The following is a 24,822-nucleotide window of genomic DNA, read 5'->3' on the forward strand; positions in this document are numbered from 1 at the left end:
TGCGTAGCCGCCTCTTCATAATGGGGATGTGTTCGTCGGACGTCAGAAGCAGCTCGCCGCGCTGGCGGCCGCCCTGGAACGCACACCGGGCGCGGTGCTCGTCGTCGGGGAGGCGGGCATCGGCAAATCGGCCCTGGTACGCGAGTTCACGGGCGGCGTCGATGCGCTGGTGGCCGAGGGCGGCGCCGACCCGGGGACGGCCCTTCAGACGGCGGCCGCGCATGGGGTTCAGGCGGGCGTGCATGGTGTTCAGGGCGGTATGCCGTACGCGGTGTTCGTGCCGGTGCTGCGCCGCCTGGTCCGGGAGTACGGTGCCGAGCTCGTTCCCGGCGGCGGCCGGAATGGGCTGGCTCGGCTGCTGCCCGATCTCGGCGAGCTGGAGGAGCACCCGGAGCTGGGGCGGGCCCGGCTGTTCGAGGAGGTGCTGTTGCTGGTCGAGCGGGCGGCCGAGCGGCGGCCCGTCGTCCTCGTACTGGAAGATCTGCACTGGGTCGACCAGGCCAGCCGCGACCTGCTGGTCTTCCTGCTGCGCAACCTGACCCGGCCCGGCGTGCTGGTGATCGCGACCTCGCGGGAGCCGCTGCGCCTGCCCATGGCCGAGGTGCTCAAGGTCCCGCCGCTGGGCCGCGACGAGGTGGCGCGCATGCTCGGCGGCAGCGAGGGTGAGCAGGCCGACATCGACCGGATCGTGGCGCGTAGTGAGGGCAACCCGCTGTTCGTGGAGGCGCTGGCCGACGCGGGCCCCGCCACCACGCCCGCGTCGCTGCGCGAGGTGCTGCTCGCCGGAGCCGAGCGGCTCGGCCGGGCCAGTCTGGACGTGCTGCGGATCGCCGCCGTGTCGTCGTCGGTGTCGCCCTCGTACGGGGCGAGCAGGACGCCGCACGAGGTGCTGCGGTCCGTGGCGGGGCTGGACGATCTGGCGCTCGACGAGGCGCTGCGGCCGGTCGTCCGGGCTCGGTTGCTGCTGGTGGACGGGGACGGCTACGTGTTCAGGCACACGTTGATCCGGGACGCCGTCTACGACGACCTGCTGCCGGGGGAGCGCATCCGGCTGCACACCCGCTGCGCCGAGGCGCGGCCCGAGCTGGCCGCCGACCACTGGTACGCGGCGGGCGACCGGCGCCGCGCCTTCGAAGCGGCCTGGCGGGCGGGCCGGTGGGAGCGCGTACTGGAACTGTGGGATCAGTCCGACTCACCTGATGACGGTTCCGACGGCGGTATGGATCACGCGGCGGTGCTGGAGCTGGCCGCCAAGGACGCGCTGCACGCGGGCGACGCCGAGCGGGCCGAGGAGCTCGCGAGCCGGGCGCTGGACGAGGTTCGCGACCCGCTGCGGGCCGCCCACCTGCTGGAGCTGCGGGTGGCCATCCGCGACCTGCTCGGTGAGGAGGGGCTGGCGGACCTGCGGGAGGCGATCCGGCTGGCGCCGCGCGAGGCCCGGCTGATCGGCGCCCTGGCCAACACGCTGGCCTGGAACGGCCAGGACGCCGAGGCCCGTACCCATGCCGAGGACGCGCTGGCGCTCGGCGACGCCAGGTCCCTGGTCACGCTGGCCGCGCTCACCGCGCTCGAAGGAGACCTGGCGACCGCGTCGCGACTGCACGCCGAGGCGCGGGCCGCCGCGCCCGACGACGACACGGTGCTGGCCGCGTACGCCGGCGAGGCCGACGTGCTGGAGGCGGCGGGCGAGCACGCCAGGGCGGAGGCGGTCGCGCGCCGGGGGATGGCGCAGGCCAAGCGCCTGGGCATGGCCCGCTCGCGCGGCGCCCACATCGCCGCGAACCTGGCCGAACCCCTGGCCTCGCTCGGTCGCTGGAAGGAGGCGCGCGAGGTCATCGACGCGGCCTTGGCGCTCGACCCGCCGCCGATCCACCGGGCCTGGCTGCTGATGGTGCTCGGCACGGTCGCGGTGTGGGAGGGGTCGCTGGAGGAGGCGGCCGACGTTCTGGATCGGGCCAGGCCGCTGATGCGCGGGCGCTCACGCGGCTACGATTCGTGCCTGGAGCCGGACCTGCTCGAAGGCAGGCTCGCCGTCGCCGCCGGTGACGTGGAGCGGGCCGGGCGGCTGGCCGACCATGTGCTGTCCGCGCACGACCTGACGCTCAGCCGCCGTTACGCCTGGCCGCTGCTCGTGATCGCCGCGCGTACGGGCCGGGTGCGCCAGGCGCCCGCGGGCATGGAGACGACGGGGCGGGTTCAGGAGGCGTACCGGGCGACGTTCGAGGCCGAGTGCGGGGGCTCGTGGGCGGCCGCCGTGGCCGCCTGGCGGACGGTCGGCCAGCCGTACGCGCTGGGACAGGCCCTGGTCAGGGCGGCCGAGCAGGATCCGGAGTCCGCACGCGAGCTGCTGCGTGAGGCCGCCGCGATCGCCGAGCGGCTGGGCTCGGCGCCGTTGCGGCAGGAGGTCGAGGCGGCCGCGGCCAGCGGCAGGGTGCGCCTGACGGCCGAGCCGGGGCTGTCGGCGCGGGAGCTGGAGGTGCTGGAGCTGGTGGCCGAGGGGCTGAGCAACAGGCAGATCGCCGAGCGGCTGTTCATCTCGGCCAGGACCTCGGGCGTCCATGTGTCCAACATCATGGCCAAGCTCGGCGTGGCCTCCCGGGTCGAGGCGGCGGCACTGGCCCGCCGTACCGGGCTCCTGTAAGGCGCTGTCGTCGGCGTCCGATCGTGGCTAGCCGCCGCGCTCCGGGCCACGTCACAGTGGGTCGGGTGATGGATGCGGACAATCTGTACGCGGTGCTCAGGAGCCGCGATCGGCGCTTCGACGGGCGGTTCTTCGTCGGGGTCGTCACCACGGGCGTCTACTGCCGGCCGAGCTGCCCGGCGGCCATGCCCAAGCCGGAGAACCTGCGGCTCTACCCCTCAGCCGCGGCCGCCCAGCAGGCGGGCCACCGGGCCTGCAAGCGCTGCCGGCCCGACGCGGCGCCCGGCTCGCCCGACTGGAACCTGCGGGCCGACGTGGCCGGCCGGGCGATACGGCTGATCGCCGACGGGCTGGTGGACCGGGAGGGCGTCTCTGGGCTGGCCGCCCGGCTCGGCTACAGCGAGCGGCAGCTGCACCGGCTCCTGCTGGCCGAGCTGGGCGCCGGGCCGCAGGCGCTGGCCAGAGCGCAGCGGGCGCAGACCGCGCGGGTCCTGCTGGAGTCGACGGGGTTGGGGGCGGGGGAGGTGGCGTTCGCGGCGGGGTTCGCGAGCATCAGGCAGTTCAACCAGACGATCAGGCAGCTGTACGGGCTGACGCCGACCGAGCTGCGGCCGCGAGCTTTTGGGTACCCTGCGACCGAGCGGGGCTCCGTGGAAGGCTCGCGGGCTGTCCGGGTCGAGGTGCGGCTGGCCTACCGGCCGCCGCTGGACGAGGAGGCGCTGTTCACCTACCTGGCGAGGCAGGCCGTGCCCGGGGTCGAGGAGGGCGGGGCCGGGTTCTACCGAAGGTCGCTGCGCCTGCCGCACGGGACAGGAGTGGTCGGCGTCATGGACGGCGGCGATCACATGCGGTGCGAGCTGCTGCTGGCGGACGTCAGGGACCTGGCCGTCGCCGTGCGGCGGTGCCGGGTGCTGCTCGACCTCGACGCCGACCCGCGCGAGATCGAGGAGGTGCTCGGTGCGGACCCGGTGCTCGCCCCGCTGGTCACGGCCCGTCCAGGGCTGCGCGCGCCGGGCCACGTGGACCCGGCCGAGCTGGCCGTACGCGCGATGTGCGGGCAGGGGGAGGAGCTGGCGGAACTGGTCGAGCGCTTCGGCGAGCCGCTGGGCAGCCCGGCCGGGGCCGTGACCCACCTGTTCCCGCCGATGGCGGCGCTGGCCGAGGTCGTCCCGATCGCCGAGGCACTGGTCACCGGGCGGCTCACGCTCGATCCGGGCGCCGATCGGGACGAGGCCGAGCGGCAACTGCGCGCCGTACCCGGCGTGGACGAGCGGACCGCCGCCTACATCCGCATGCGCGCGCTCGCCGACCCCGACGTCTTCCTGCCCACCCAGCGGGTACGGCAGGCGCCCGCGAGCTGGCGCCCCTGGCGCTCCTACGCCATGCACCACCTGTGGGCCGCGGCGTGACGCTCACCGTTCTGGTCGCGCGGGACTTCCGCAGGCTGTGGATCGGCTCGTCCATCTCGCTGATCGGCGACGGCATGACGCTCGTGGCCCTGTCCTGGCTGGTGCTCAACGGGCCGGGCGGTGTCGGCGCGCTCAGCCTGCTGGCCGCCTGCTACACCGCTCCGGTGCTGGCCGGCGGGCTGGCCGTGGGCCCGCTGCTCGACCGCTTCGACAAGCGGCACGTGCTGGCCGCCGACAGCCTGATCAGGGGCGTCGCGGTGGCCACCGTGCCGCTGACGGCCGTGCTGGGCGGCGTGCCGGGGTGGCTGCCGTTCGTCGTGGCGGCCCTGCACGGCCTGCTCAAGATGGTGCCCATGGCCGGTGTGCCCGCCGCCATCCCGGACCTCGTCGAGCCGGACGCGCTCGACAAGGCCAACGCGCTGGAGTCCCTGGCGTACGCCGTGTCCGGAATCGTGGGCTATGCCCTGGCCGGGACGTTGATCGAGGCCATTGGCGCGGTGAACGTCCTCGCTCTCGACGCGGCCAGCTACCTGTGCTTCGCCGTGGCCGCGCTGCTGGTCCGCACGCCACTGCGGCCGCACGCGACGCCGGAGACGGGCCGGTCGCGCCTGGGCCACCTGCTGCGCGATCGGGCGCTGGTGCGCACGACGCTGGCGTTCATGGCGTTCAACATCGCCGAGGGTGCCCTGGTGCTGGTCGCCGGGCCGTGGTTGGCCAAGGACCAGGTGCCCGGCGGCCCGGCCACGTTGGCGCTGCTGCTGAGCGCCCTGTCGGTAGGGGAGCTGGTGGGCGGGTTCCTGGCCGGGTTGTGGAAGCCGGGCGTCAGCCGGATGCGGGCGATCGGGTTGGCGCAGCTCGTCGCGGCGGCCGGATTCCTGGCGCTGCTGGCCGTACCTCAGCGGTGGGTGCTCGCGGCCGGGTTCCTGCTGATCGGGGCGGCGGGCGTGGTGATGACCATCTGGGCCCAGTCGCTGCGCATGGAGCTGATCCCGCCCGCCCTGCGCGGCCGCGCGTTCAGCGTGCTCCGTACGCTCATGCAGGCCACACCGCCGGTCGGCGCCGCCGCCGTCGCCCCGCTCCTGGCCGGCGGGAACCTCACGCTGACCGCCGTCCTCATGGCCGCTCTGGCCGGGATGCCCGCTCTCCTCCTGCTCCTGCCGCGCGGCTGAGCCGGGGCACGCTGTCGAGGAGCTTGCGCGTGTACGGGTGGGCGGGGGAGCCGAGTACGGCCAGGGTGGGGCCCTGCTCGACGACGCGTCCGCGTTCGAGCACGGCCGTGTCCCGGCAGAGGGCCGCCACCACGGTCAGGTCGTGCGAGACCATCACCACTGCCATGCCCCGGCTCTCGCCCAGCTCGGCCAGCAGCTCGACGACACGTACCCGGGTCGAGACGTCGAGCGCGCTGACCGGCTCGTCGGCGAGCAGCACCTTCGGCTCGCAGACGATGGCCCTGGCGATCGCGATGCGCTGCCGTTGCCCGCCCGAGAACTCGTGCGGGTAGCGGCGCGCCGCGTCGGCGGGCAGCCCGACCGCCCGCAGCGCCTCGGCCACCCGATCCCCCGCCTCGTCGCGCGAGCCGAGCAGTCTCAGCGAGCGCAGCGGCTCGGAGACGATCCGGCCCACACGCTGCCGGGGATCGAGGGAGGAGTACGGGTCCTGGAACACGGGCTGCACGTTCCGCCGGAACTCGCGGCCACTGGGCTCCCCGCCGTCGAACAGGATCCGGCCACTGCTCGGCCTGGCCAGGCCGAGCAGCAGCCGTAGCAGCGTCGTCTTGCCCGCGCCGGACTCGCCGACCAGGGCCAGGCTGCGCCCAGGGGAGACGGCGACCGACACGCCGGTGAGCACGGGGGCCGCCTTCCGGTAGGCGAATCCCACGTCGCGAGCCTCCAGCACCGCGCTGCCCCCGGATCCTGCGCGGGCGGCGTTCGCGGCGTCATGCGATTCTGCGCGATCGGCGTTCTCGGCGTCATCCGGTCCGGCTCCAGCGGGGTTCATGGCGCCATCCGATCCAGCTCGCCTTCCAGCTCCCACGCGCTGTTCACCAGCGAGCGGGTGTACGCGTGCCGGGGCTCGTACACGATGTCGCGCACGCTGCCCGACTCGACCGCCACCCCCTCCTTCAGCACCACGATCCGGTCCGTAACCCCCGCCACGACGGCCAGGTCGTGACTGATGAACAACAACGCCATCCCCCTGCTCGCGACCAGCCCGTCGAGCAGCGTCAGCACCTCGGCCTGGACGGTGACGTCCAAGGCCGTGGTCGGCTCGTCGGCGATCAGCAGCTTCGGCCGGCAGGCCAGGGCCATGGCGATGGCCACCCGTTGCCGCTGGCCGCCGGAGATCTCGTGCGGGTACGCCCGCGCCACGCGCTCGTCGAGCCGCACCTCGGCCAAGGCCGCCATGACCGCGGCGCGCAGCGGGCCGCCGCGTAGCCGCTGGTGGCGGCGGAGCGGCTCGGCGAGCTGGTGGCCGACGCGCATCAGCGGGTCGAGCGCCGTGAGCGGCTCCTGGAAGACGACGGCCGCCGCCCGGCCGCGCACCCCGTCGAGCTTGCCGTCCCGCGCGCCGACGATCTCCGTGCCGTCCAGTACGGCACTGCCGTGCGCGGTCATGCCGGCCGGGAGCAGGCCCATGACGGCCAGCGCGGTCAGCGACTTGCCGGAGCCGGACTCGCCGATCAGGCCGAGCCGGTCACCGGTGCCCACGGTGAAGGACACGCCGGTGACCAGCTCGCGGCCGTCCGCCCGTCGTACCGTGAGGTCCTTGACGTCCAGCAGGCTCATCGGCTCCTCCGGCGGGTCGGATCGGCCAGGTCTCTGAAGCCGTCGGCGACCAGGTTCACGCCCACGACGAGCACAACGAGCAGCACGCCCGGCGCGATGGCGCCGGTCGGCGCGGTGAGCACGGTGGCCTGGGCCTCCTGCAGCAGCCGTCCCCATGAGGCGTTCGGCGGCGGGGGGCCGAGGCCGAGGTAGGACAGGGACGCCTCGGCCAGTACGGCCAGACCGAGCTGCAGGGCCAGGTTGACCAGCAGCGTCGGCCAGATGTTCGGCAGCACGTGCTCGGTCACGACGCGCGGCCACGAGGTGCCCGAGGTACGGGAGGCCGTGATGTAGTCCTGGGCCAGGACCCGCTTGACCAGCACCCGCGTCAGCCGCGCGACGATCGCCGACATCGCCAGCCCGATCGCCAGCACGGCCGAGCCCAGCGACGCCTGCCGTACCGCGACCACCAGCATGGCCAGCAGCAGCGTGGGGAAGGCGATGAGGATGTCGAGCACGGCGGAGATCGTGTCGTCCAGCCACCGGGTCGCGAACCCGGCCAGCAGCCCGGCGGTCACCCCGAGCACGCCGCCGACCAGCACGGAGCCGAAGCCGACCGTCAAAGCGATGCGCGCGCCGACCATGAGCCGGCTGAGCAGGTCGCGGCCGAGCTTGTCGGTGCCGAGCCAGTGCGCGCCGCCGGGCGGGACGAGCCGCCCGCCCGAGGTGTCGGACGGGTCGTACGGCAGCCAGAGCAGCGAGACCACGGCGACCGCGCACACCAGCGCCACCAGCACACAGCCGATCAGGAACGTCGGCGACCTCTTCACGGCCCGCCCCCGCTTCTCATGGCCGGCCTCCGGCGAGGTGGGCGCGGAGTCGCGGATCGACGAGCCGCTGCACCAGGTCGGCGGCGAACCCGATCACCAGCACCGCGAAGGTGCTGACCACCAGAACGCCCTGGATGACCGGATAGTCGTGCTCGGCGATCCCCTTCACCAGCATCCCGCCCAGCCCCGGCAGCGCGAACACGCTCTCCACCACCACCGCGCCGAGGAACGTGGTGGCCAGCTCGATGCCGAGGATCGAGATGACCGGGACAGCCGCGTTGCGCAGCCCGTGCCGCCACATCGCGCCGACGAAGGACGAGCCGAGCGCTCTGGCCGTACGCAGATAGTCGGCGCCGAGCACGTCCACCGTGGCCGAGCGGACGTAGCGGATCAGCGAGGCCGACATGACCAGCGCGATCGTCACCACGGGCAGGGCCAGTGAGGTCAGCGCGGCGGCCGGGTCTTCCCACTCGTGCCGGGGGAACCCACCGGCCGGCAGCACCCGCAGCCGCAGCGCGAACACCGTGACCAGCAGCATCCCGATCCAGAAGACCGGCACCGCGATGCCGAGCTGCGACACCCCGTTCAGCAGCGGCCCGTACCAGCGGTCCGCCCGGTAGGCGGCCAGAAAGCCGACCGGCACCGCGACCACCACCGCCAGCAGGAACGACAGCAGCGTCAGCGGCACCGTCACCACCAGCCGGGAGGCGATCTCCTGCCCCACGGGCAGCGTGCTGACGAACGAGGTGCCCAGGTCGAACCGGGCCAGCCCGCCCAGCCAGGAGCCGAACTGCTCGGGCAACGGCCGGTCCGACCCGATCTGGTGCCGGGCCGCCGCGATCTGCTCCGGCGTGGCCCCGACCGACAGCAGCGAGTTCGCCGGATCACCGGGCAGCAGCCGGAGCAGCAGGAACAGCAGCGTCGCCGCCAGCAGCAGCGAGCCCAGCAGGAAGGCCGTCCGGCGCAGCAGGTAGCGCGCCATCAGCCCTTCTTGATGCCGTAGACGTAGAACTGCGAGTTCAGGCCGTTGATCGGGTAGCCCGACAGGTCCGACGACGCCACCACGATCTGCGGATAGAGGTAGAGCCAGTCGCTCGCCGCGTCCTCGGCGATCTGCCGGTTGACCTTCTTCAGCAGTTCGGTCTGCACCTCGGTGGTCTCGGCCTGCTCGGCCTCCGCGACCCACTTGGTGACCTGCGGGTTGTCGTAGCCCCAGTAGAAGTCCGGGTCGCCGTACCAGACCACATCCCTGTCGTTGACGTGCTCCTGGAGGGTGGCGGCGAAGTCGCGGTTCTTGTACACCTTCGAGTACCACTCGTCGGCGGTGATGACGTTGATGGTGACGGTGATGCCGACCTTGGCCAGCTCGCTCTTGATGAACGCCGCCGCCGTGGGGTGCGGGTCGTAGTTGGGCGTGTCGAGCGTGAAGGCGAAGCCCTTGGCGTAGCCGGCCTCGGCGAGTTCCTTCTTTGCCAGGTTCACGTCATATGGATTGACCTTGGTCAGGTCCTCGTACCATGGGTCGGTCGGCGGCACCATCGAGCCGATCAGGCTGCCGTAACCTGCCCAGATCGACTCCAGCAGCTTGGCGTTGTCGATGGCCGAGGTGACGGCCTTGCGCACCAGCGGCTTGTCGAACGGCGCCTTCCGGTCGTTGAAGGCCAGCAGTAGCTTGGTCGTGGAATGACCGTCACTGACCCGGTAATCCTTGTTGTCCTTGAACTGCGCGAGGGCGTCAGGGCTCTGCTCACTGGTGACGATGTCGACGGCGTTGGTGAGCAGCGCGTTGTTCAGCGCGGTCGCGTCGGTGAAGTAGTGGAACACGACGCCCTTGTTCGTGGGCTTGGCGCCCCAGTAGCCGTCGAACCGGTCGAGGCTCAGCGTGGAGCCGCGCTTCCATGCGCCCAGCTTGTACGGGCCGGTGCCGTCCTCGGTGGTCGTGAGGTTCTTCGCCGCCGAATTGATGATCCACACGTAGCTGAGGTTGTAGACCAGCGAGATCGACCGGCTCGCCAGCTTCACCACCACGGTCGCGTCGTCCGGGGTCTCGATGCTCTTGACCGGCTTGAAGCCGCTCTTGCGCGCCGACTGCGAGTCCTTCGCCGTCACCTTCTCGATGCTGTACTTCACATCGGCCGAGGTCAGCGGCTTGCCGGAGTGGAACTTCACACCCTTGCGCAGCGTGAAGGTATAGGTGAGGCCGTCGGGGCTCACCTTGTGGCTCTCGGCGAGCAGGTTCTCGACCTTGCCGGCGTCGGTCAGCTTGAACAGGCCCTCGTAGACGTTGCCGTTGAACACCTCCGTCACGCCCTGGCCGCCGCCGGCGGTGTTGTCGAGGTTCTGCGGCTCGTAGAGGGAGCCGATCTCGATGGTCGCGGCGGCTGGTGGAGCGGTGCTGGTGGTGCCGCCCGACCCGGTGCCGCAGGCGGCGAGAGCTAGGCTGAGGACGAGGGCCGCACCGACGATCTTGCTGCTCACGAGGATCCCTGACATTTGGGTACTAAAGCGGTAGGTTTAGTAGAGTATAGCTGGGCTCGTGGACCGGTGCCGGACGGGGTGTGACCTCGCCTTTCTCCACATTTATGACCTGTAATGGGGTGCGCAATTCACTACTGCACAAAGCGGCTTATCTGAGTACTCTGGAGCCTTCAGCTTGTGCGGGGGCACACAACTCCTTGACTCTCGAAGGAGCGTCTCCATGGACGCGTCCGACAGCCGCGTTGTCGTCTTATTCATCATCGTCGCGCTCGCCCTGTTCGTCGCGGGACGTCGCTTCCAGTCCATGGTCTCGGCCCGGCAGGCCTGGCGGCACTCCATGCGGGCCGTACCGATCAGGCGGCAGTCCACGGGGAGCGCGGTCAAGGTGATGCTCGGGGTCGGCGTGATCGTGATGATCGCATTCTGGTTCGTCACGAACCTGCAGAGCCTGACGTAGGCCCTCTTAGCGGCGGCGGCGCAGGCCCCAGGCGGCCAGTACCGCGATTCCGGCGGCGGTCAGGCTCACCGCGCGGGTGAGGCGTACCGCGCGCCGGACGTCCGCGGGCTCGGGCTTGGGGCCGTCGCCCATGGTCGGCCGGTGCTCGGTTCTGCCGCCGTAGACGTTCGTGCCGCCCAGCGTGAGGTCGAGCGCTCCGGCGAACGCGGCCTCGCACCTGCCCGCGTTGGGGCTGGGATGGCGGTGCCCGTCTCTGCGCAGTACGGCCAGCGCCCGAGCCCGGTTCGGCGCGACCAGTACGGTGATCAGCCCCGTGAGCCGGGCCGGCAGGTAGTTGGCCACGTCGTCGAGCCTGGCCGCCGCCCACCCGAAACGTTCGTAGCGGGGGGAGTGGTGGCCGATCATCGCGTCCAGCGTGTTGATCGCCCGGTAGGCCAGCAGCCCCGGGACGCCCGCTACGGCACCCCAGAAAAGCGGGGCCACGACGGCGTCCGAGGTGTTCTCGGCCAGCGACTCGACGGTGGCCCTGGCGATCTCGGGCGCTTCCAGCGCGGCGGGGTCGCGGCCGCACAGGTGGGGGAGGCGGGCGCGGGCCCTGGTCAGGTCGTCGTCCTCCAGCGCGGCGGCCAGGTAGGCGCCCTCGCGGGCCAGCGTGGTGCCGCCGAGCACCGCCCAGGTGGCGACGGCCGTCAGCGTCGTACGGACAACGGGGTTCGCGACGCGTTCGGCGAGCACGCCCAGGCCCGTGGCCGCGCCCGCGCAGAGGGCGACGTGGACGACGCCGTTCGGTCTGGCGTCGCCGTAGAGGGCCCGCTCCAGCCTGGTGGCGGCACGGCCGAACAGCGCGACGGGGTGGGCCGCGCGCGGGTCACCGATGACGGCGTCGAGCGCCACCCCCAACGCGATGCCCACCGGCCTGGAGGCGTCTCCGGCCGGGCGGGACTTGCCGTTAGTGCGGTGGAACTCGTTGGTGCGGTGGGACTTAACCAACCAGTCGTCCGTGCGGTGGGACTTAGCTGACCAAATGCGCATGGAGCTTATCTTCGTGCTTGTCGAGCCAGGCGGCCGCCCGGCGGATGCGCTCGCCCGCGCCGCCCGCCCACATCCTGGCCCAGCTCCCGCCCGTCGCCGCCCGGTCGCGCATGACCATGTACGAGCGCTGGAACCGGAGCCTGGCCAGCTCCAGCAGCCGTCGGCGATCGCGCGGCGGCAACCCGTACGCGTCGCAGAACAGCCGCAGCCGCGCCCCCACATCCAGCCCGCGCTGGAGCGGCGCCAGGTCGACCGGGTCGCCGATGGGCGCCCAGTGCCTGAGCGTCGTGACGACGTCGAACAGCCGGGTCGTCGGCCGGGCCAGATCGAAGTCGATCAACGCCCGGGGCCTTCCGTCGCGAAATATCACGTTTTGAACGGTTAAATCGCAGTGGCCGATGACCTCCGGGGCGGCGTCGTCGTTCGAACCGCCCTCCCATCCGCCGCGCGTCAGCGGGAAGCCCCGCGTCGCGTCGTGGAAGTCGCGCAGCAGCTCGGCCAGCCGTACCAGAGCCTCGTCGGTGACCGTCACCAGGCCGAGCCCGGTCGTACCCGGAATATAGGTGAGGACCTCGCGCCCGAGCCCGTCCATGCCCACGACGCGCGGCGCGCCCTCGAACCCGGCGGCTTCCAGGTGGCGGAGCAGAGCGTGCACGGCGGGCGTCGACGGGCTCGCCGGTCTGCGGACGGTGTCACCGACCCGGACCACCCCGTCCGTCACGTCCCCGCCCTGCAAGGGGATCTCGTGCAGGAGCGTCGCGACCATGCCGAGAAAGCTTAGACCCTATTGCACCCCTCCCGCCTGGCGTTTTAGCGTGTCGCGACTCTGTGACGCGCACGCGCCCCCTAGCCTGGAGCCTCATGCCGATCATGCTGTCGTTCGCGGCATTCCTGATGACGCTGCTCGGCGGGCTGGTCGCGCATCGAGTCAGGGAACGCCGTCACCTCGTCCTCGGCGCCGCCGCCGGCGTCATGCTCGGCGTGGTGACGTTCGACCTGCTGCCGGAGGCGCTCTCCCGCGACCCGGCACAGGTCGGCGGGGTGCCGGTGCCGATGCTGATGTTCGCGCTGGCGTTCCTGGGCATCCACAGCGTCGAACGCTCGATGGGCATGCACGACGCCCACGAAGGCGACTACGCCTCACACCGCCACTCGCACGCGGGCGTCGGCCTCGTCGCGGGCGCCGCGCTCGTCGTCCACAGCTTCCTCGACGGCGCCGCGATCGGCGCCGCCTTTCAGACCGACACCACGCTCGCGGTCGCAGTGGCGATCGGCGTCATCGCGCACGACTTCACGGACGGGTTCAACACCTACACGATCACTTCCCTGTACGGGAACGCGCGCCGCCGGGCGCTGATTCTGCTGGGCCTGGATGCTCTGGCACCGGTGACGGGGGCTACGTTGACGTCGCTGATCGCGATTCCGGCGGGGGTGCTGGGGGCGTATCTGGGGATGTTCGCCGGGTTCCTGCTGTACTTGGCGACGTCGGACATCCTGCCCGAGGCCCACACCACCAGCCGCGCCGCGGGTCCGACGCTGCTGGCCACGGTGGCGGGGGCGGCGTTCATGTGGCTGGTGATCGCACTGACGGACTGACGCACTGGCGCCGTGTGCGGTCCGCTTCAGGCGTTCGGCACCGAGGTTTCGTGGCGTTCGGCGGCGCTGAGGTATCGGCGGGCCATCTCCACGCTCTTCCACCCGGTGATCCGCATCAGATCGAGCGGATCGCCGCCCTTCTCCAGATAGTCGTCGGCCATCGTCTGCCGGAACCGGTGCGGATGCAGCCGCCCCGGGATTCCCGCCTCCCGGCCCCGCCGTTCCAGCATCTGCTGTATGCCCGTCGCGGTCAGCCGCCGCTGCCCACCCTCGGCCGTGATACCGCGTACCGGAAGCCAGAGCCAGGGTGACGCCGCGTGCGGATGCCGCGTACGGGCCCGCAGATACCGATCGATCGCCGCGGCGGTCTTCGGCCCGATCGGCACCAGAAGCGCGTCCTCGCCTTTACGGACGATCCGCAGCAGCCGCCGATCCAACCACACATCCCCGACCCGCTCAGCGTCGGCCTGCCCGGCTTGAGTATCGTCCCGCTGTTCACCGGTAGGCCCGTGCCGGAGCCCGGCCAGCCAGGACAGCCGCATCCCGTTGTCCATGAGCACCCGCACGATCGCGGTATCCCGACGATCCACCCAAGACCCCCCGGAACACACCTCCAGCAACGCCTCAAGCTCCCGATCAGCCAGCAACTCGACCGTACGACTGGCCCCCTTCGGCGGATCGATCCCGTCCATGGGCGTCCCCGAGATCCGCTCCTCTTCCGCGATCAGCCAGTTGAAGAACACCCGGAGGTTGCGAAAATGCTTGCGCGCGTTCCCGGAACTGGTCGCGGCCGTACTGGCATCGAGAAACGCGCGCACGTTCGCGGCGTCGACCGCCTCCACCTCCACGGGCATCCCGCGCTCGGAGAGAAACCGGGCCAGGACGCGTACGCTGTCGAGGTAGCTCCGGATCGTTCCGGGTGACTTGTCAGCCGCCTGAAGGGACAATTCCCAGGAGGGCACCATGTCGAGCAGGGGAGGCGAAGGGGGCATCTGTCTTCGGGATCTCGCCATGGCTTCTCCAAATCCGATACTGTTCGATCGGTGTATGATTATGCTACCGTCTCTCCTGGTCGGCTGACATGCAGGTCAGACGCCGAATTCGAGCGCCCTTAGCTCAGCTGGATAGAGCATCGGACTTCTAATCCGACGGTCGCAGGTTCGAATCCTGCAGGGCGCGCTTCACTCAAGCCTTGGATCTGCGCTTCTTGGGGGAGCGAGAATCTGATGGCCTAGTAGAGCGGATCGGGGAGACCGAAGGGAGACCTTCAGTTTCGGACGGCTCCCCCCACGGTTGCCTGCCGCGAGACTGAGCGTGGCGGCTCCGTGCCGGAGGTCGTGGAAACGGATCGGCGGCAGGCCGGCCGCGAATGTCAGCCGCTCGAAGTACTCGCTCAGCCAATCGGCGCGCCGCTGCCCTGCGTCTTCGGCCGCCCCTCCTCCACCTCGCGATCTACGATCGTGGGCTGCTCGGCCACCGCGGGTCGCCTATCCCGAGCCTGTTCGGCCATGCCGCGAACCGTACGTTCCCGAAGACGCCGAGATGGTGAAATAGGGCGAAAAGTTGGAGGCCCGACCACGCGGCGGTGCCGCTGCAGGCGGGCCTCTGCTCATGTCAGGATGCGGACAGGTGATCGCCTCCGGCCATTGTCGGCTGCGGCCTTCCCCGGCCACATCCTCTACGCCGTCTTAGCGTGAGCCAACCGGGTCAGATCGGCAGGCAGTCCCGCCGGATGAAGAACCAGCCTTGGTGGCCCTTGCCGTTGCTTTCCCCGTACTTGGTCGCGTAGATCAAGGCGTACGCTCCGTCGCGGGTGACGTATCGCCATTTGACGGTGTTGTGGTTGTTTGTCGCCGCGTCATCGACTCCGACGGTGAGTGCTCCCGCGAGCCTGCGGGAGGGTCTGGACACCGCCCTCCACGGTTCGACGTTGCCCCAGCCGTCGATCTTCCCGTTCTGCACCGCGCACGCGCCATGAGGCTGGAGTTTGACGGGATGCCCATTGTTGCCCTGCTTGTTGGAGCCGATCATGCCGTTGGTGAACCGCCGCTTGAACTCCTCACCGCTCGGATACTTGCGAGGAGGGCCGCAGGCCTTCGACATGGTGCGCCCACCTGGAACGGTCGCGTCGTAGAAGATCCAGAAGCATCGATTCAGGTTGCCGCCCACGCGGGCCCAGGTGTAGGTCTGCTGCCCTCCGTCGACGCGTACGGACCAGGGCTTGTACGCGGTGCCGATCATGAAGCTGCCCGGTGCGCTGCGCAGGAGCGTGTAGTCGCTGTCCACCTTCCTCGGCGCGGGATCGGCCGAGGCGGGGCTGGCGATGGCGAGGATGAGAAGCGGTGTCGCGAGCCACAGTCGCATGGGATGTCTCCTTTGCCGATCAGCGGTCAGTGGCAGGCGGGAAGGTGCATGGCCTCGACGTAGCCCCAGCGGCCGGCGGCGGGCGCGTACCCGAGGATCCACTCTTCTGGACCGTGGTGGCCGCAGGTCGCGGTGGTGATGTAGAGCGCGTCGCCGGCGCGCAGGTTACCGATCACAAAGGACCTCGGCTCGCTGCGGAAGGAACCGACGGAGCCGAGGTGGATCGGTGTGCCGGTCGGCGATCCGGTGTGCGCCGCGCTGAGCGGAACGGCCTTGACCTGGTTGTTGCCGCCGATGGCCTGCAGATCAGGCAGTGGCGCGCCACTGTCGCCCTGGCTGCGCGCGGACGGGTCGGCGAGGCAGGACTTGGCGATGAAACCCCAGTTGGGGCTCTCGTGCTTGGCGTAGTCGAGGACCATCGCGTAGTCGTTGTAGGTATAGCGCACCCCCACGGCTTGGCCATTGCCCTTGCTCCAAGTCCGATCGGGGACATTCGGCTGGGGGTAGTTCTCGTGGATCGCGCAGTTCGCCTGCAGGATCGCGCGGTGGGTGTAGTGCGTGTCCGCCGCCGTCGCGGGCACCGCCGGCGTGCCGAGCTGGGCGGCCAGGGCGATACCCAGGATCAGCGCGCTCTTACGCGGGAAGCGGGTGACGATTTTCTGACTCAAGATCTTGCTCCTTTGTCGAGGAGAGTTGTGTCGGAATAAAGTTCCGGATCGCTTGTGCGACCGCTCCGCATTCTTTACGGAGCTCCGCCGAATCGGCGAGCGTTTTCCGCGAGAAAAATTCAGAAAGCGTGTGCAAATCGCTGAAAGGCCGCCTAACCTGGGGGATCTCGTCGGGGGCCGCCGCTTGACCGAGAGGCTTGAAATGGACAATTTTCACGAAAACGGCACCGCTTCGGCGATCGTAAACGGGCAGACGGGAGAGGAGGTAAGGAGAGCGCGAGAAGCCGCAAAGATGACTCAAGCGGACATCGTGCGCGCGCTTGCACGGATAGATGTGGAAATGTCCGTTTCCACGTTGTCTCGTAGCGAGAGCGGCACCCGGGAGTTCAAGAAAGCCGAGCTCCAGGCCATCAGGGAGGTCCTCGAAGCCGAGAACGTGGCGCTGCACCTGGCTGAGATATCGGATTCGAAGCCACCGCACAGGGTCCGTGAATTCCTCCGCCGCCGCGCAATCATGATCGGTGTTTCCGGGGCATTGATAGGCGCCTTGGGGCTCCTGGGATTAATCGTGACATTGAATGGTGTCCCATCGGTCAACCATTCAGATGCGCCGTCGGCCGTGACCGGCTGCAACCATTATCGCATCGCTGCGCGAGATCTGTGGTTGCGCGACCAATACGGCGAAACGGTCGAGCAGTTGCCCCACGACCTCGATGTCACGTACCTGGGAAAGCAGAACAGAGCGGGTCACTGGGAGATCACCACGACCGACGGGAGACACGGCTGGGTGGACTCTTCCTTCTTGAAACCCCGGTGCTGAACTACGGCCGTATTCGCACGCCTTCGGTGTCCGTCTGAGGGCGGCGCGCGGAAGGTCGGCGCTCATCGAGCTGCGTCCGCGTCCAGGCAGGTAGGGCAACCCGCTCGGCCGACGTCAGCGGCGCACCAGTTCCCGCAGTTCCTCCATCAGCCTCTGCTCCGCCAGAAAGTTGGCCAGCTTCCCAGCGGTGGCGAGATCGCCGCAGTCGTGACCTTTTCCGGCAAGGGCTCCCGTCGGTAGCAAGCCGTATTGAAGGACCCACCCGGACACTCCGCGAAACTGCCAAGCGTGCCTTGGTCAGCTCCACGAGTGAGGCTAAATGTCGGTGCCCGTTGATAACTATGGCCCATCACGTTGACCGACCGACGACGATGGAGCCCCCCATGGCCACGGCCCCGTTCAGAGACGAGAGCGCTACCCGCAGGTGCTCAGTCGAGATCCCCTTCCCGCTCGGCCCGACGTGAGCCCGGCGCGCGAGCTCGTCCGCCTCGTGCCGCGGGCCGGAGGCTGACATGGGCGTCCTCGACAACTTTCCCCAGTCCCAGGGCTACCTGCTCAATCACCACATCGAGGGGCTGCCGCGTGAGCTGTTCGCCCGGTACGACGTGGGCGGGCTGCCCGGCACCGACGAGACCGGGCGCAGGGCGTTCGGCATATGGGCGCAACTGCGGCTCAGCCTGGGTGACAAGGGCGGCTACCAGTACTCCGAGGAGGTGCTCCGGCTGGTGCGAGAGGTGGCCGATGGCGACATCCCCTGGACGTTCGAGGACACGCGCTCTCTGTGGGGGATCGCCGACGCGCTGTCGAGCTGCGGTCACACCGGCCACGCCGAGCTGTACCGGATTCCGCTGGCCGCCATCGCGACGCTCGGATACCCCGAGCGCCGTCAGATTCTTGATGACGTGCCGCCGTGGCACCCGGCCCACCGCAGCCCGGGCCGGGCCGCGTTACGCAAGGACCTGGAACGCGTCCTGACCGAGCCCCCGGAGCACGGGCCGGCCGGGGTTGTGCGCAGCCTGGTCTGGGACGGCGACCCCATCGCCCGTGCCATGGCAGGAAAGTATGCCGTCCGGCTGACTGACCCCGCCGTGCTGCCTCTGCTGAAACACTGGCGCAAGGCCAAGGCCAGAAGGCCCAGCGAAGCCTGGCTCGCCAAGGTCCGCACGCTGCTCACCGACGACGGCGTGGCGGTGCTGCGCGAGATCCTCTTCCGCGTGGCCACCCACCGCGAGAGCCGCGAGCCCGGCGGCAGGGTCTTCCTCGCTCGCCGCACCGCCCTCCCGCTGCGCGGCATGCTGTGGACCTGCGAGGTGATCGACGAGCCCTGGGTGTCCACGCTGCTCGGCGACGTCGCCACGAACTGCGGCCTCGGGCGCAACGGCACCAGGGGCGCCGCCGTCTGCCGTAACGAGAGACTGGCCAACGCCGCACTGAACGTGCTGGCCAAGCGGGGCGGCCTCGACACGGTGGGCATACTCGCGCGTGTGCCAGCCAAGCTGCGCAGACCGGCCCTGCTGGCGAAGGCGTTCGACGCCCTCGACGCGGTGGCCGTCCAAGAGGGGCTGAGCCACGAACAGCTCGTCGACCGGACGGTCCCCGCCTTCGGGCTCGGCCCCCGACGGGGTCCGGGAGGAGCAGGCCGGCGACTGCGTCGTCCGGCTCGACATCGACGGGCCGGTGCTGCGGTTCGTCAACGCGTCCGGGCGCGTCGTCAAGTCGGCGCCCCAGTCCATCCGCGAGGATCCAGTACTCGCCGATCCCACTTCTGACCGTTTCAAGGGCCACTTCGTGCGCTACAGGCAGGCCAAGGCGCTGCTGGAGCAGCGCGGCTGGAGCGGGCTGTCGATCGGTCGGTACTACGAGAGCGGCGGCGACATAGGGGCGGCCGTCAAGACGCTCGCCGGCTGGCAGGCCAGCTGGGGCATGCGGGTCGCCTCCGACCCCGCGCAGGATGACTGGGGCACGGCCTCCTGCGCCGCCACCGACGCGATTCGGTTCCGCCACGCGGATCTTCCCGGCGACGCGCCGCTCACCGAAGTGCCGCCGCTGGTGTTGTCGGCACTGATGCGCGACGCCGACCTCGCCGTGGGGTCGGGTTCCTGGGGCTCGACCAGCAGGAGGCGGCCGGGCATGACGGCTACTGGCAGTCGTACGGGTTCGGCGAGCTGAGCGAGACCGCTCGCACGCGGCGTGACGCGCTGGCCCGGCTGCTGCCCCGGATGAAGCTCGCCGACCGTGTGGAGCTGACCGACCGGTTCCTGCGCGTGCGGGGGCAACTGCGCACCTACCGGATTCATCTGGGGCCGGGCAACATCCTGATGGAGCCGAACGTCGCCTACCTGTGCATCGTCCCCGGCCGCGACCGCTCCGCCTCATCGGTGTTCCTGCCGTTCGAGGAGGACGGCGGAATGTTGTCGGTCATCTTGTCGAAGGCGTTCCTGCTGGCGGACGACACCAGGATCAGTGATCCCAGCATCACCCGCCAGCTCGTCGCTACCTAGGCCCTATGCCTTTGAGGGTGAAGGCGCGGTTCCAGTCGCGCACCCACTTCGGCCCGAAGCCCTCCGTGGTGTTCGGCGAAGTGGTGCGGGCGTCGAACGTTCCCGTGACCGGGTCGAAGCCGAACGCGGCGGCGTTGTCCCCTTGGCGTTGAAGGAGTCGAAGCCCGGGTTGAACGTCTTGACGTTCAACCCGCTGGCGCCGGTGGGGTAGGCGAAGCCGCCGGCGCCGATGCTGACCGAACGCGTCAGCACGTTGTTCACCGGCACGTAGACCGAGTTCGGATTCTGCCAGATCTCGGCGTCGGTGCAGTCCGTGGTGCCGACGGCGGTTCAGGGCACGTCCTGCGCGGCGGACGGGACGCACCACTCGCGGATGTGCCGCCGGCATCTCGGTCGCCCCGCCAGGAACGTCAGAGCCCGAGCACCGCAGCCAGGGCCTCCCTGTTCACCCCCACCACGACCAGTACCACCACGATGATGACGGTCCTCAGAAAGCGTCCCCAAGGCTCGGGGATGGAGGCCGTGCCGCTGAGTCGAACGGTAATCACGTTCTGTCCTTTCGCTGATTATGCTTGTGAATTCAGCGCCGGACCTGCCAAGACGTCCACAGCGAGCTAGACTGACAACGCCAAATTGCAAGTTGGCTGCTGCAGGACCAGCAGGTCCGGCTGCAACGACTTGTACGATCCCCGGTGCATCGCCGTGCCGGGGATCTTGTCGTTACAGCCCATGAGAATACTCCTTTATCGGCGCGCTGGGAGGCCATTCGCTCGCTCTTAGCCCATCCATTCAAGATTTGCAGCGATAGGGCCCTGACCTGCGATTATGCGATAAATATTCTGTAGTATCATTTCGGCGGGACGGTTAGTGGTCCCCGATGGGTGATCTCCTATATAAGAGGTTGGCAATACTCATAGGGCTCTAGGTATTCCGAGGGCTACTAATAATTATCCTGTACTTTTATCGGTGCGGAAGCGTGCGGTCAATTAACGTTTGAGTCCCCGGTCGGGCTTAAGTAAGGCGAGGGCTGGGGGGCCGGGCTCATCAACCGGCATGGCTGCGGGTGGCACATCAAGCCTGGTTTGGTGGCAGATCAGCCGCTGCGACCTCCAGTCGTATCCGCCGACAATCCGGAGCGCTTCGCGGGGCTCCGATGCATCGCCAGATGTAAAGAATGAGGCGTAGAGAGTTGCTCGCGCTGTGTGTTGCTGCGTGTGTTGCTGTAAGTGTGATTGTGAAATACCAGGTCAGAGGTGCTTTGTACGTGCTGGGCTCGCGATAGGATCCCCGATCCACCTCGTGGAGACCCGGATTGGGGGGAGTAGCTTTGCCGATGCGAGGGTGGCGGAATGGCCATCCAGGAATCACCAGGTATCCCGCCAGGCTGAAGTCTCGCGTCACCTTGTGTTGCAACCCCCACAGGCGGGTCACGTGTGCCCCAAGCCAGCCGCTGAGGGCTTTGTTTGCTTTCCGGGGTGAACATGGACCCCGAGCCTGTATCGCGCACCGCCTGCGGTCAGGAGTCATGCTCCGGTTCGAATCGAGGCATTAGGGCGAGCACCCGAGCCGGTGAATTCGGGGGCGTACACGGTCATTAGGTTCGAATCCTGCAGGGCGCGCAAACGAGACCAGGAAATCTGCGGGTTGACCTGGTCTTTTGCATGATCGATGGTCTGTAACCGGCCTGGAACAACGACAAGCCTTGGCCCCTACCAGGACTTGTCTGTATGCCCGAGAATGTCCGCCATGGGCTCCCCACTGATCTTGGCCAGTCTGCCTTTCGCCATCGGCATCGTCATGCTCGGCCTGGGCCTCAGCCTGACCCTGGATGACTTCCGGCGGGTGGGCCAGTATCCGAAGGCGGCCGTGGTCGCGTTGCTGTGCCAGATCGTGCTGCTGCCGGCGATCTGCTTCGGCCTGGTGCTCGCCTTCGGGCTTCCGCCGGAGCCGGCGGTCGGGATGCTGCTGGTCGCGGCGTCGCCCGGTGGGCCCACGGCCAATCTGTTCAGCCACCTGTTCGGCGGGAACGTCGCGCTGGATGTCACGCTCACCGCGATCAACTCGGTGCTGGCCGTGATCGCCCTGCCGATCGTGGTGAACCTCTCGTCCGGCGGGTGCTCGAGCCCGCTGTCCCCGCCCGGGCAGCCGGTACATACCTGCACCGCCGCGGCAACGCGTACGTGTTCAGCGCCGGCTCCGGCACGCTGGATCTCGTCACGTTCCGAGAACTCCTCAACGGCGCCCAGGGGCAAACTCGCGAAGTGGCGCTCGACGACTACGTCAGGGCGCTCGGCCTCTGGCGTGGCCCCGCGGGGGATGGATTGTCCTATGGATCGACCGCGATGCCGATCTTCGCCGCCCTCGACGACGAGTTCTACGCCGCCTGCGTGGCAGCGGCCGAACTGGCCGTGTCGTTACGCCGACCGGAGCGGGTGATCCCGCCGTTGCAGCTGGCCGCGTCGATGGCACCGTTTCACGAACCCGTACATGCCGGCCTCATCACCGTTCTCGGCGCCGCTGGGCGGCAGGCGGAGGCGCTGTCAGCGTTCCACGCGGTCCGTGATCGCCTCGCCGAGGAACTCGGCATCGACCCCGGTTCGGCGTTGCAGGCCGCGCACCTGCGAGTGCTGACGCAGAGCCCGACGTCATCGGTGGTGACGAGCACGGAGGGTGAGGGTGACCGCGCACCGGCGGGGCAGGCGGCCGGCCTGGTCGGCCGGGGCGAGGAACTCGGCGTCCTGCGGCAGGCCATCGAGGCGGCGCTCACCGGCCGCACCGGACTCGCCATCGTCGAGGGCGAACCGGGCTCGGGTAAGACACGCCTGCTGGAAGAGGCCGCCGCCGACGCGGACCGGCGTGGCGCGCTCGTCGTCAGGGCTTCCTGTTTGGAAGGCGACGGAACACCATCGATGTGGCCATGGGAGCAGGCGCTCGCCCGTGTCCTCGACAGCCTGCCCGCGTTGGCGCGCGAGAAGTGGCTGGCCAGTGAACTCGGTCGCCTCCTCGAATCCCGAGACGATGACGCCGCGCCACCGGTTTCCGGCGGCCGCGCCCAGTTCCGCCTGTACGAGCAGGTCGTCACCTTTATCGGCCAGGCCTCGGCAGAACGGCCGATGCTGCTCGTCTTGGACGATCTTCAATGGATCGATGCCACCTCGCTCCAGCTGTTCAGCCATCTGGCGGGCCGGCTACCCACCGGCACCGCGATCATCTGCGCCCTTCGCGACCGCGCACCCACACCCGGCCCCGACCTTTCGCGGGCACTGGCCGCCGCCAGCCGGCTGCCCAGCCACCGCAGGATCCAACTCGGCCCGCTCAGCTTGACCGACGTGGCCGAACTCATCCGCCGCGAGACCGGCCACGAACCCGGCGCGGACATTGCCCGCAACATCCATGTCCGCACCGCCGGCAATCCCTTCTTCGTCCGCGAGCTCTCGCGGCTCCTCAGCGATCGCGGCGCGCTCAGCGACGGCGACGTATCGGCCCGGGCCGGGGTGCCGTCCACTGTACGAGACGTCGTCCGGGATCGGCTGGCGGGCCTCGACGACAGCGCTCGCCACCTGCTGCGCGTCGCCGCGCTGATCGGCCGCGAGGTCGACCTCGGTCTCCTCGCCCGCGCCGCCGGTGTCGACGTCGCTGACTGCCTCGAACGCCTCGAACCGCTGCGCGCGCTCGGTCTGCTCGAAACGGGGCCGGAGAACCCGTTCTCGTGGCGCTTCGCGCACGACCTGGTTCGCGAATCGATCACGGAGACAACGGAGCACCTGCGGGCCGTCCGGCTGCACCTGCGCGTCGCGGACGCGCTCGAAGAGAGCCAAGCGGAGGACGAGTCCATCACCGAACGCCTCGCCTTCCACCTGTCCGCTGCCGGCCCCCTCGCCGACCCGGTTCGTACCGTGGAGGCGCTGAAGCGCGCCGGTCGTCGCGCGGCGACCAAGCTCGCGTTCGCCGCCGCCGATCGGCACCTGGAATCGGCCGCCCAGATCGCGCGGACCGCCAAGCTCCCGGAACTCGAGCTCTCCGCCCTCTCGCTGCTCGCCATCGCCCCGCGCCGGCAAGCCGGGTTCGGCGGCACGACGTTCGATCTGCTGGAGCGTGCGGAACACCTGGCCCGCCAACTCGGCCGGGATGTCGAGGCCGCCGGCCTGCTCTTCGCTCGCCTGTTCGGGGCCTACACCTTCCTGGAGTGGGACCGCGTTCGTCTGGTCCGCCGGCTGTACGAGCAAGGGGAGGCGTCCGCCGATCCGGTCATCCGTGTATACGGCCGGCAAGCCTGGGGCCTGCACCAGTGGGACATCGGCGACATCGGCGCGGCGTACCGATGCTTCAGCGAGAACAATCCCGGCCTACTCGACGGGGTCGTCTCCGCGCACAGCGAGACCCCGATCCGGCGTGACGTCTCGGGGGAGTGGCCCGGCTGGCATGCCGTCGTGACGGCACTGCACGGTGACGTCGGGACGGCGGAGACCATCATCGACAAGTGGAACGGCCCCGACGACTCGTATGCGGTCGCGACCTGGGCCTACTACACCACGATCATCGCTTCGATGGCCGGTGACGCGGGCTGGGTGATGCGCACCATCGAGCGGTGGATGGCCGTGGGCACTGGCCGCGCGGCCATCCAGCAGGAGCACTACATACGGCTGAACTGGTACTGGGCCCGTGCCCTCACCGGCGATGACCCGGCCGTCATCGCGGCGGAGGCCGACCAGCTCCTGGCCGCGACGATGGTCGACCCGCCGCGGTGGGGCGTCGCCTACCATCACGCACTGATCGCCGAGATGTGGCTGGCCGCGGGGATGCCGGACGAGGCGGGCATCGCCCTCGACCGAGCGGACCAGGCCCTCGACGCCTACGGTCAACGCTACGCCGAAGGACTTGTCCTGCTGCTGCGGGCGCGCCACCTCCACGCCCGCGGCGAACCCACGGACGTCGTACGAGCCGCTGCGGAAAAGGCCCGCGACCGGTCCGATGAACGCGGGTCTCACCTGTTCGCCCGCCGGGCCGAGAAGTTCCTTGCGGTATTCGGCGCGATGCCCCATAAGAGCATCGGCCACACAGGCCAGAAGTGGCTTCCCGAGTCGTAGAGAAACCACACCACGACCTGGGCCGGATTGGACAGGGCATAAAGAAGCAGGTGAATCCGTAGCCCCCGCTTCCTGGCCGTCTTTGTTTTCACGCCCGCAGGCTAGACCGACGTACTTGAGGCGTACTTCCCAAAGACTGACCCACTGGGTTCAGCGATCGTCAACTATTCGGGA

At 69.6% G+C, this 24,822-nt stretch carries 21 protein-coding genes, 1 tRNA gene and 2 pseudogenes; 12 read left to right on the forward strand and 12 right to left on the reverse strand.

Going from position 1 to position 24,822, the window contains the following annotated elements; all coding sequences use genetic code 11:
* Nucleotides 1-28: 28 nt before the first annotated feature.
* From LDL49_RS58400 to LDL49_RS18870, 3 genes are all read left to right on the forward strand, one after another.
* Nucleotides 29-2,641, forward strand: coding sequence for an ATP-binding protein (locus LDL49_RS58400; RefSeq protein ID WP_308016148.1), 2,613 nt, complete (start codon nucleotides 29-31; stop codon nucleotides 2,639-2,641).
* A 68-nt stretch (nucleotides 2,642-2,709) separates the two neighbouring features.
* Nucleotides 2,710-4,050 (forward strand): DNA-3-methyladenine glycosylase 2 family protein, encoded by a 1,341-nt coding sequence (locus LDL49_RS18865; RefSeq protein ID WP_225292613.1) that lies wholly within the window; start codon nucleotides 2,710-2,712, stop codon nucleotides 4,048-4,050.
* A complete protein-coding gene (locus LDL49_RS18870; protein WP_225292395.1) occupies nucleotides 4,047-5,219 on the forward strand; it encodes an MFS transporter in 1,173 nt (390 codons plus the stop codon). Before LDL49_RS18865 ends, LDL49_RS18870 begins: the two co-directional genes overlap by 4 nt.
* On the opposite strand, the gene LDL49_RS18875 is transcribed toward LDL49_RS18870, so the two are convergent.
* From LDL49_RS18875 to LDL49_RS18895, 5 genes are read right to left on the reverse strand one after another with little or no spacing between them, the layout of a single operon-like run.
* Entirely contained in the window at nucleotides 5,164-6,048 is an 885-nt protein-coding gene (locus LDL49_RS18875; protein ID WP_225292396.1) for an ABC transporter ATP-binding protein, read from the reverse strand. The two genes, LDL49_RS18870 and LDL49_RS18875, sit on opposite strands and share 56 nt — an antisense overlap.
* Entirely contained in the window at nucleotides 6,045-6,836 is a 792-nt protein-coding gene (locus LDL49_RS18880) for an ABC transporter ATP-binding protein (protein ID WP_225292397.1), read from the reverse strand. The genes LDL49_RS18875 and LDL49_RS18880 overlap by 4 nt, the downstream gene beginning before the upstream one ends.
* On the reverse strand, nucleotides 6,833-7,645 hold the full coding sequence (locus LDL49_RS18885) for an ABC transporter permease (protein WP_225292398.1): 813 nt from the start codon (nucleotides 7,643-7,645) through the stop codon (nucleotides 6,833-6,835). Before LDL49_RS18885 ends, LDL49_RS18880 begins: the two co-directional genes overlap by 4 nt.
* Nucleotides 7,646-7,661: 16 nt before the next feature.
* Nucleotides 7,662-8,627 carry an ABC transporter permease gene (locus LDL49_RS18890; protein WP_225292399.1) on the reverse strand — a complete coding sequence of 322 codons (966 nt, stop codon included), beginning with the start codon at nucleotides 8,625-8,627 and terminating at the stop codon, nucleotides 7,662-7,664.
* Nucleotides 8,627-10,123: an ABC transporter substrate-binding protein gene (locus tag LDL49_RS18895; RefSeq protein ID WP_225292400.1), complete on the reverse strand. Its 1,497-nt coding sequence runs from the start codon at nucleotides 10,121-10,123 to the stop codon at nucleotides 8,627-8,629. Before LDL49_RS18895 ends, LDL49_RS18890 begins: the two co-directional genes overlap by 1 nt.
* Before the next feature lie 220 nt (nucleotides 10,124-10,343).
* On the opposite strand from LDL49_RS18895, the gene LDL49_RS18900 reads away from it, so the two are divergent.
* Nucleotides 10,344-10,580 (forward strand): hypothetical protein, encoded by a 237-nt coding sequence (locus LDL49_RS18900; protein ID WP_225292401.1) that lies wholly within the window; start codon nucleotides 10,344-10,346, stop codon nucleotides 10,578-10,580.
* A gap of 6 nt (nucleotides 10,581-10,586) precedes the next feature.
* On the opposite strand, the gene LDL49_RS18905 is transcribed toward LDL49_RS18900, so the two are convergent.
* Both LDL49_RS18905 and LDL49_RS18910 read right to left on the reverse strand, forming a co-directional pair.
* The gene (locus tag LDL49_RS18905; protein WP_225292614.1) at nucleotides 10,587-11,492 is read right to left on the reverse strand and encodes a cobalamin biosynthesis protein; all 906 of its coding nucleotides are present in this window, start codon (nucleotides 11,490-11,492) and stop codon (nucleotides 10,587-10,589) included.
* Nucleotides 11,493-11,592: 100 nt separating this feature from the next.
* Nucleotides 11,593-12,378, reverse strand: coding sequence for an aminoglycoside phosphotransferase family protein (locus LDL49_RS18910; protein WP_225292402.1), 786 nt, complete (start codon nucleotides 12,376-12,378; stop codon nucleotides 11,593-11,595).
* A gap of 95 nt (nucleotides 12,379-12,473) precedes the next feature.
* Here LDL49_RS18910 and LDL49_RS18915 point away from each other — a divergent pair, with 95 nt between their 5' ends.
* Nucleotides 12,474-13,208 carry a ZIP family metal transporter gene (locus tag LDL49_RS18915; protein ID WP_225292403.1) on the forward strand — a complete coding sequence of 245 codons (735 nt, stop codon included), beginning with the start codon at nucleotides 12,474-12,476 and terminating at the stop codon, nucleotides 13,206-13,208.
* Between the two features lie 26 nt (nucleotides 13,209-13,234).
* On the opposite strand, the gene LDL49_RS18920 is transcribed toward LDL49_RS18915, so the two are convergent.
* Nucleotides 13,235-14,221 carry a tyrosine-type recombinase/integrase gene (locus LDL49_RS18920; RefSeq protein ID WP_308016149.1) on the reverse strand — a complete coding sequence of 329 codons (987 nt, stop codon included), beginning with the start codon at nucleotides 14,219-14,221 and terminating at the stop codon, nucleotides 13,235-13,237.
* A 92-nt stretch (nucleotides 14,222-14,313) separates the two neighbouring features.
* On the opposite strand from LDL49_RS18920, the gene LDL49_RS18925 reads away from it, so the two are divergent.
* A tRNA-Arg gene (locus LDL49_RS18925) sits at nucleotides 14,314-14,387 on the forward strand.
* Nucleotides 14,388-14,915: 528 nt separating this feature from the next.
* Here the strand turns inward: LDL49_RS18925 and LDL49_RS18930 are convergent.
* Together LDL49_RS18930 and LDL49_RS18935 are read right to left on the reverse strand one after the other, a co-directional pair.
* The gene (locus LDL49_RS18930) at nucleotides 14,916-15,572 is read right to left on the reverse strand and encodes a hypothetical protein (RefSeq protein ID WP_225292404.1); all 657 of its coding nucleotides are present in this window, start codon (nucleotides 15,570-15,572) and stop codon (nucleotides 14,916-14,918) included.
* Nucleotides 15,573-15,598: 26 nt separating this feature from the next.
* Entirely contained in the window at nucleotides 15,599-16,240 is a 642-nt protein-coding gene (locus tag LDL49_RS18935) for a hypothetical protein (protein WP_225292405.1), read from the reverse strand.
* Between the two features lie 184 nt (nucleotides 16,241-16,424).
* Here LDL49_RS18935 and LDL49_RS18940 point away from each other — a divergent pair, with 184 nt between their 5' ends.
* From LDL49_RS18940 to LDL49_RS18955, 4 genes are all read left to right on the forward strand, one after another.
* Nucleotides 16,425-17,060, forward strand: a complete 636-nt coding sequence (locus tag LDL49_RS18940) for a helix-turn-helix domain-containing protein (protein ID WP_225292406.1) — start codon at nucleotides 16,425-16,427, stop codon at nucleotides 17,058-17,060.
* Between the two features lie 512 nt (nucleotides 17,061-17,572).
* The gene (locus LDL49_RS18945) at nucleotides 17,573-18,829 is read left to right on the forward strand and encodes a hypothetical protein (RefSeq protein WP_225292407.1); all 1,257 of its coding nucleotides are present in this window, start codon (nucleotides 17,573-17,575) and stop codon (nucleotides 18,827-18,829) included.
* 19 nt (nucleotides 18,830-18,848) lie between these two features.
* Nucleotides 18,849-19,229 carry a hypothetical protein gene (locus LDL49_RS18950; RefSeq protein WP_225292408.1) on the forward strand — a complete coding sequence of 127 codons (381 nt, stop codon included), beginning with the start codon at nucleotides 18,849-18,851 and terminating at the stop codon, nucleotides 19,227-19,229.
* Complete coding sequence (locus LDL49_RS18955) at nucleotides 19,226-19,561, forward strand: DUF7737 domain-containing protein (protein WP_443689879.1); 336 nt, start codon at nucleotides 19,226-19,228, stop codon at nucleotides 19,559-19,561. Before LDL49_RS18950 ends, LDL49_RS18955 begins: the two co-directional genes overlap by 4 nt.
* A 410-nt stretch (nucleotides 19,562-19,971) precedes the next feature.
* On the opposite strand, the gene LDL49_RS18960 is transcribed toward LDL49_RS18955, so the two are convergent.
* Nucleotides 19,972-20,109, reverse strand: a complete 138-nt coding sequence (locus LDL49_RS18960) for a hypothetical protein (RefSeq protein WP_225292410.1) — start codon at nucleotides 20,107-20,109, stop codon at nucleotides 19,972-19,974.
* Between the two features lie 1,198 nt (nucleotides 20,110-21,307).
* Here LDL49_RS18960 and LDL49_RS18965 point away from each other — a divergent pair.
* Together LDL49_RS18965 and LDL49_RS18970 are read left to right on the forward strand one after the other, a co-directional pair.
* Nucleotides 21,308-21,613 (forward strand): annotated as a pseudogene (locus LDL49_RS18965) (bile acid:sodium symporter family protein); the annotation flags it as partial.
* A gap of 62 nt (nucleotides 21,614-21,675) precedes the next feature.
* The gene (locus LDL49_RS18970) at nucleotides 21,676-24,648 is read left to right on the forward strand and encodes an ATP-binding protein (protein ID WP_225292411.1); all 2,973 of its coding nucleotides are present in this window, start codon (nucleotides 21,676-21,678) and stop codon (nucleotides 24,646-24,648) included.
* 2 nt (nucleotides 24,649-24,650) lie between these two features.
* Here LDL49_RS18970 and LDL49_RS59185 read toward each other — a convergent pair.
* Nucleotides 24,651-24,740 (reverse strand): annotated as a pseudogene (locus tag LDL49_RS59185) (hypothetical protein); the annotation flags it as partial.
* Nucleotides 24,741-24,822 lie beyond the last annotated feature (82 nt).

Source organism: Nonomuraea aurantiaca (assembly GCF_020215705.1).
Taxonomy (GTDB): domain Bacteria; phylum Actinomycetota; class Actinomycetes; order Streptosporangiales; family Streptosporangiaceae; genus Nonomuraea; species Nonomuraea aurantiaca.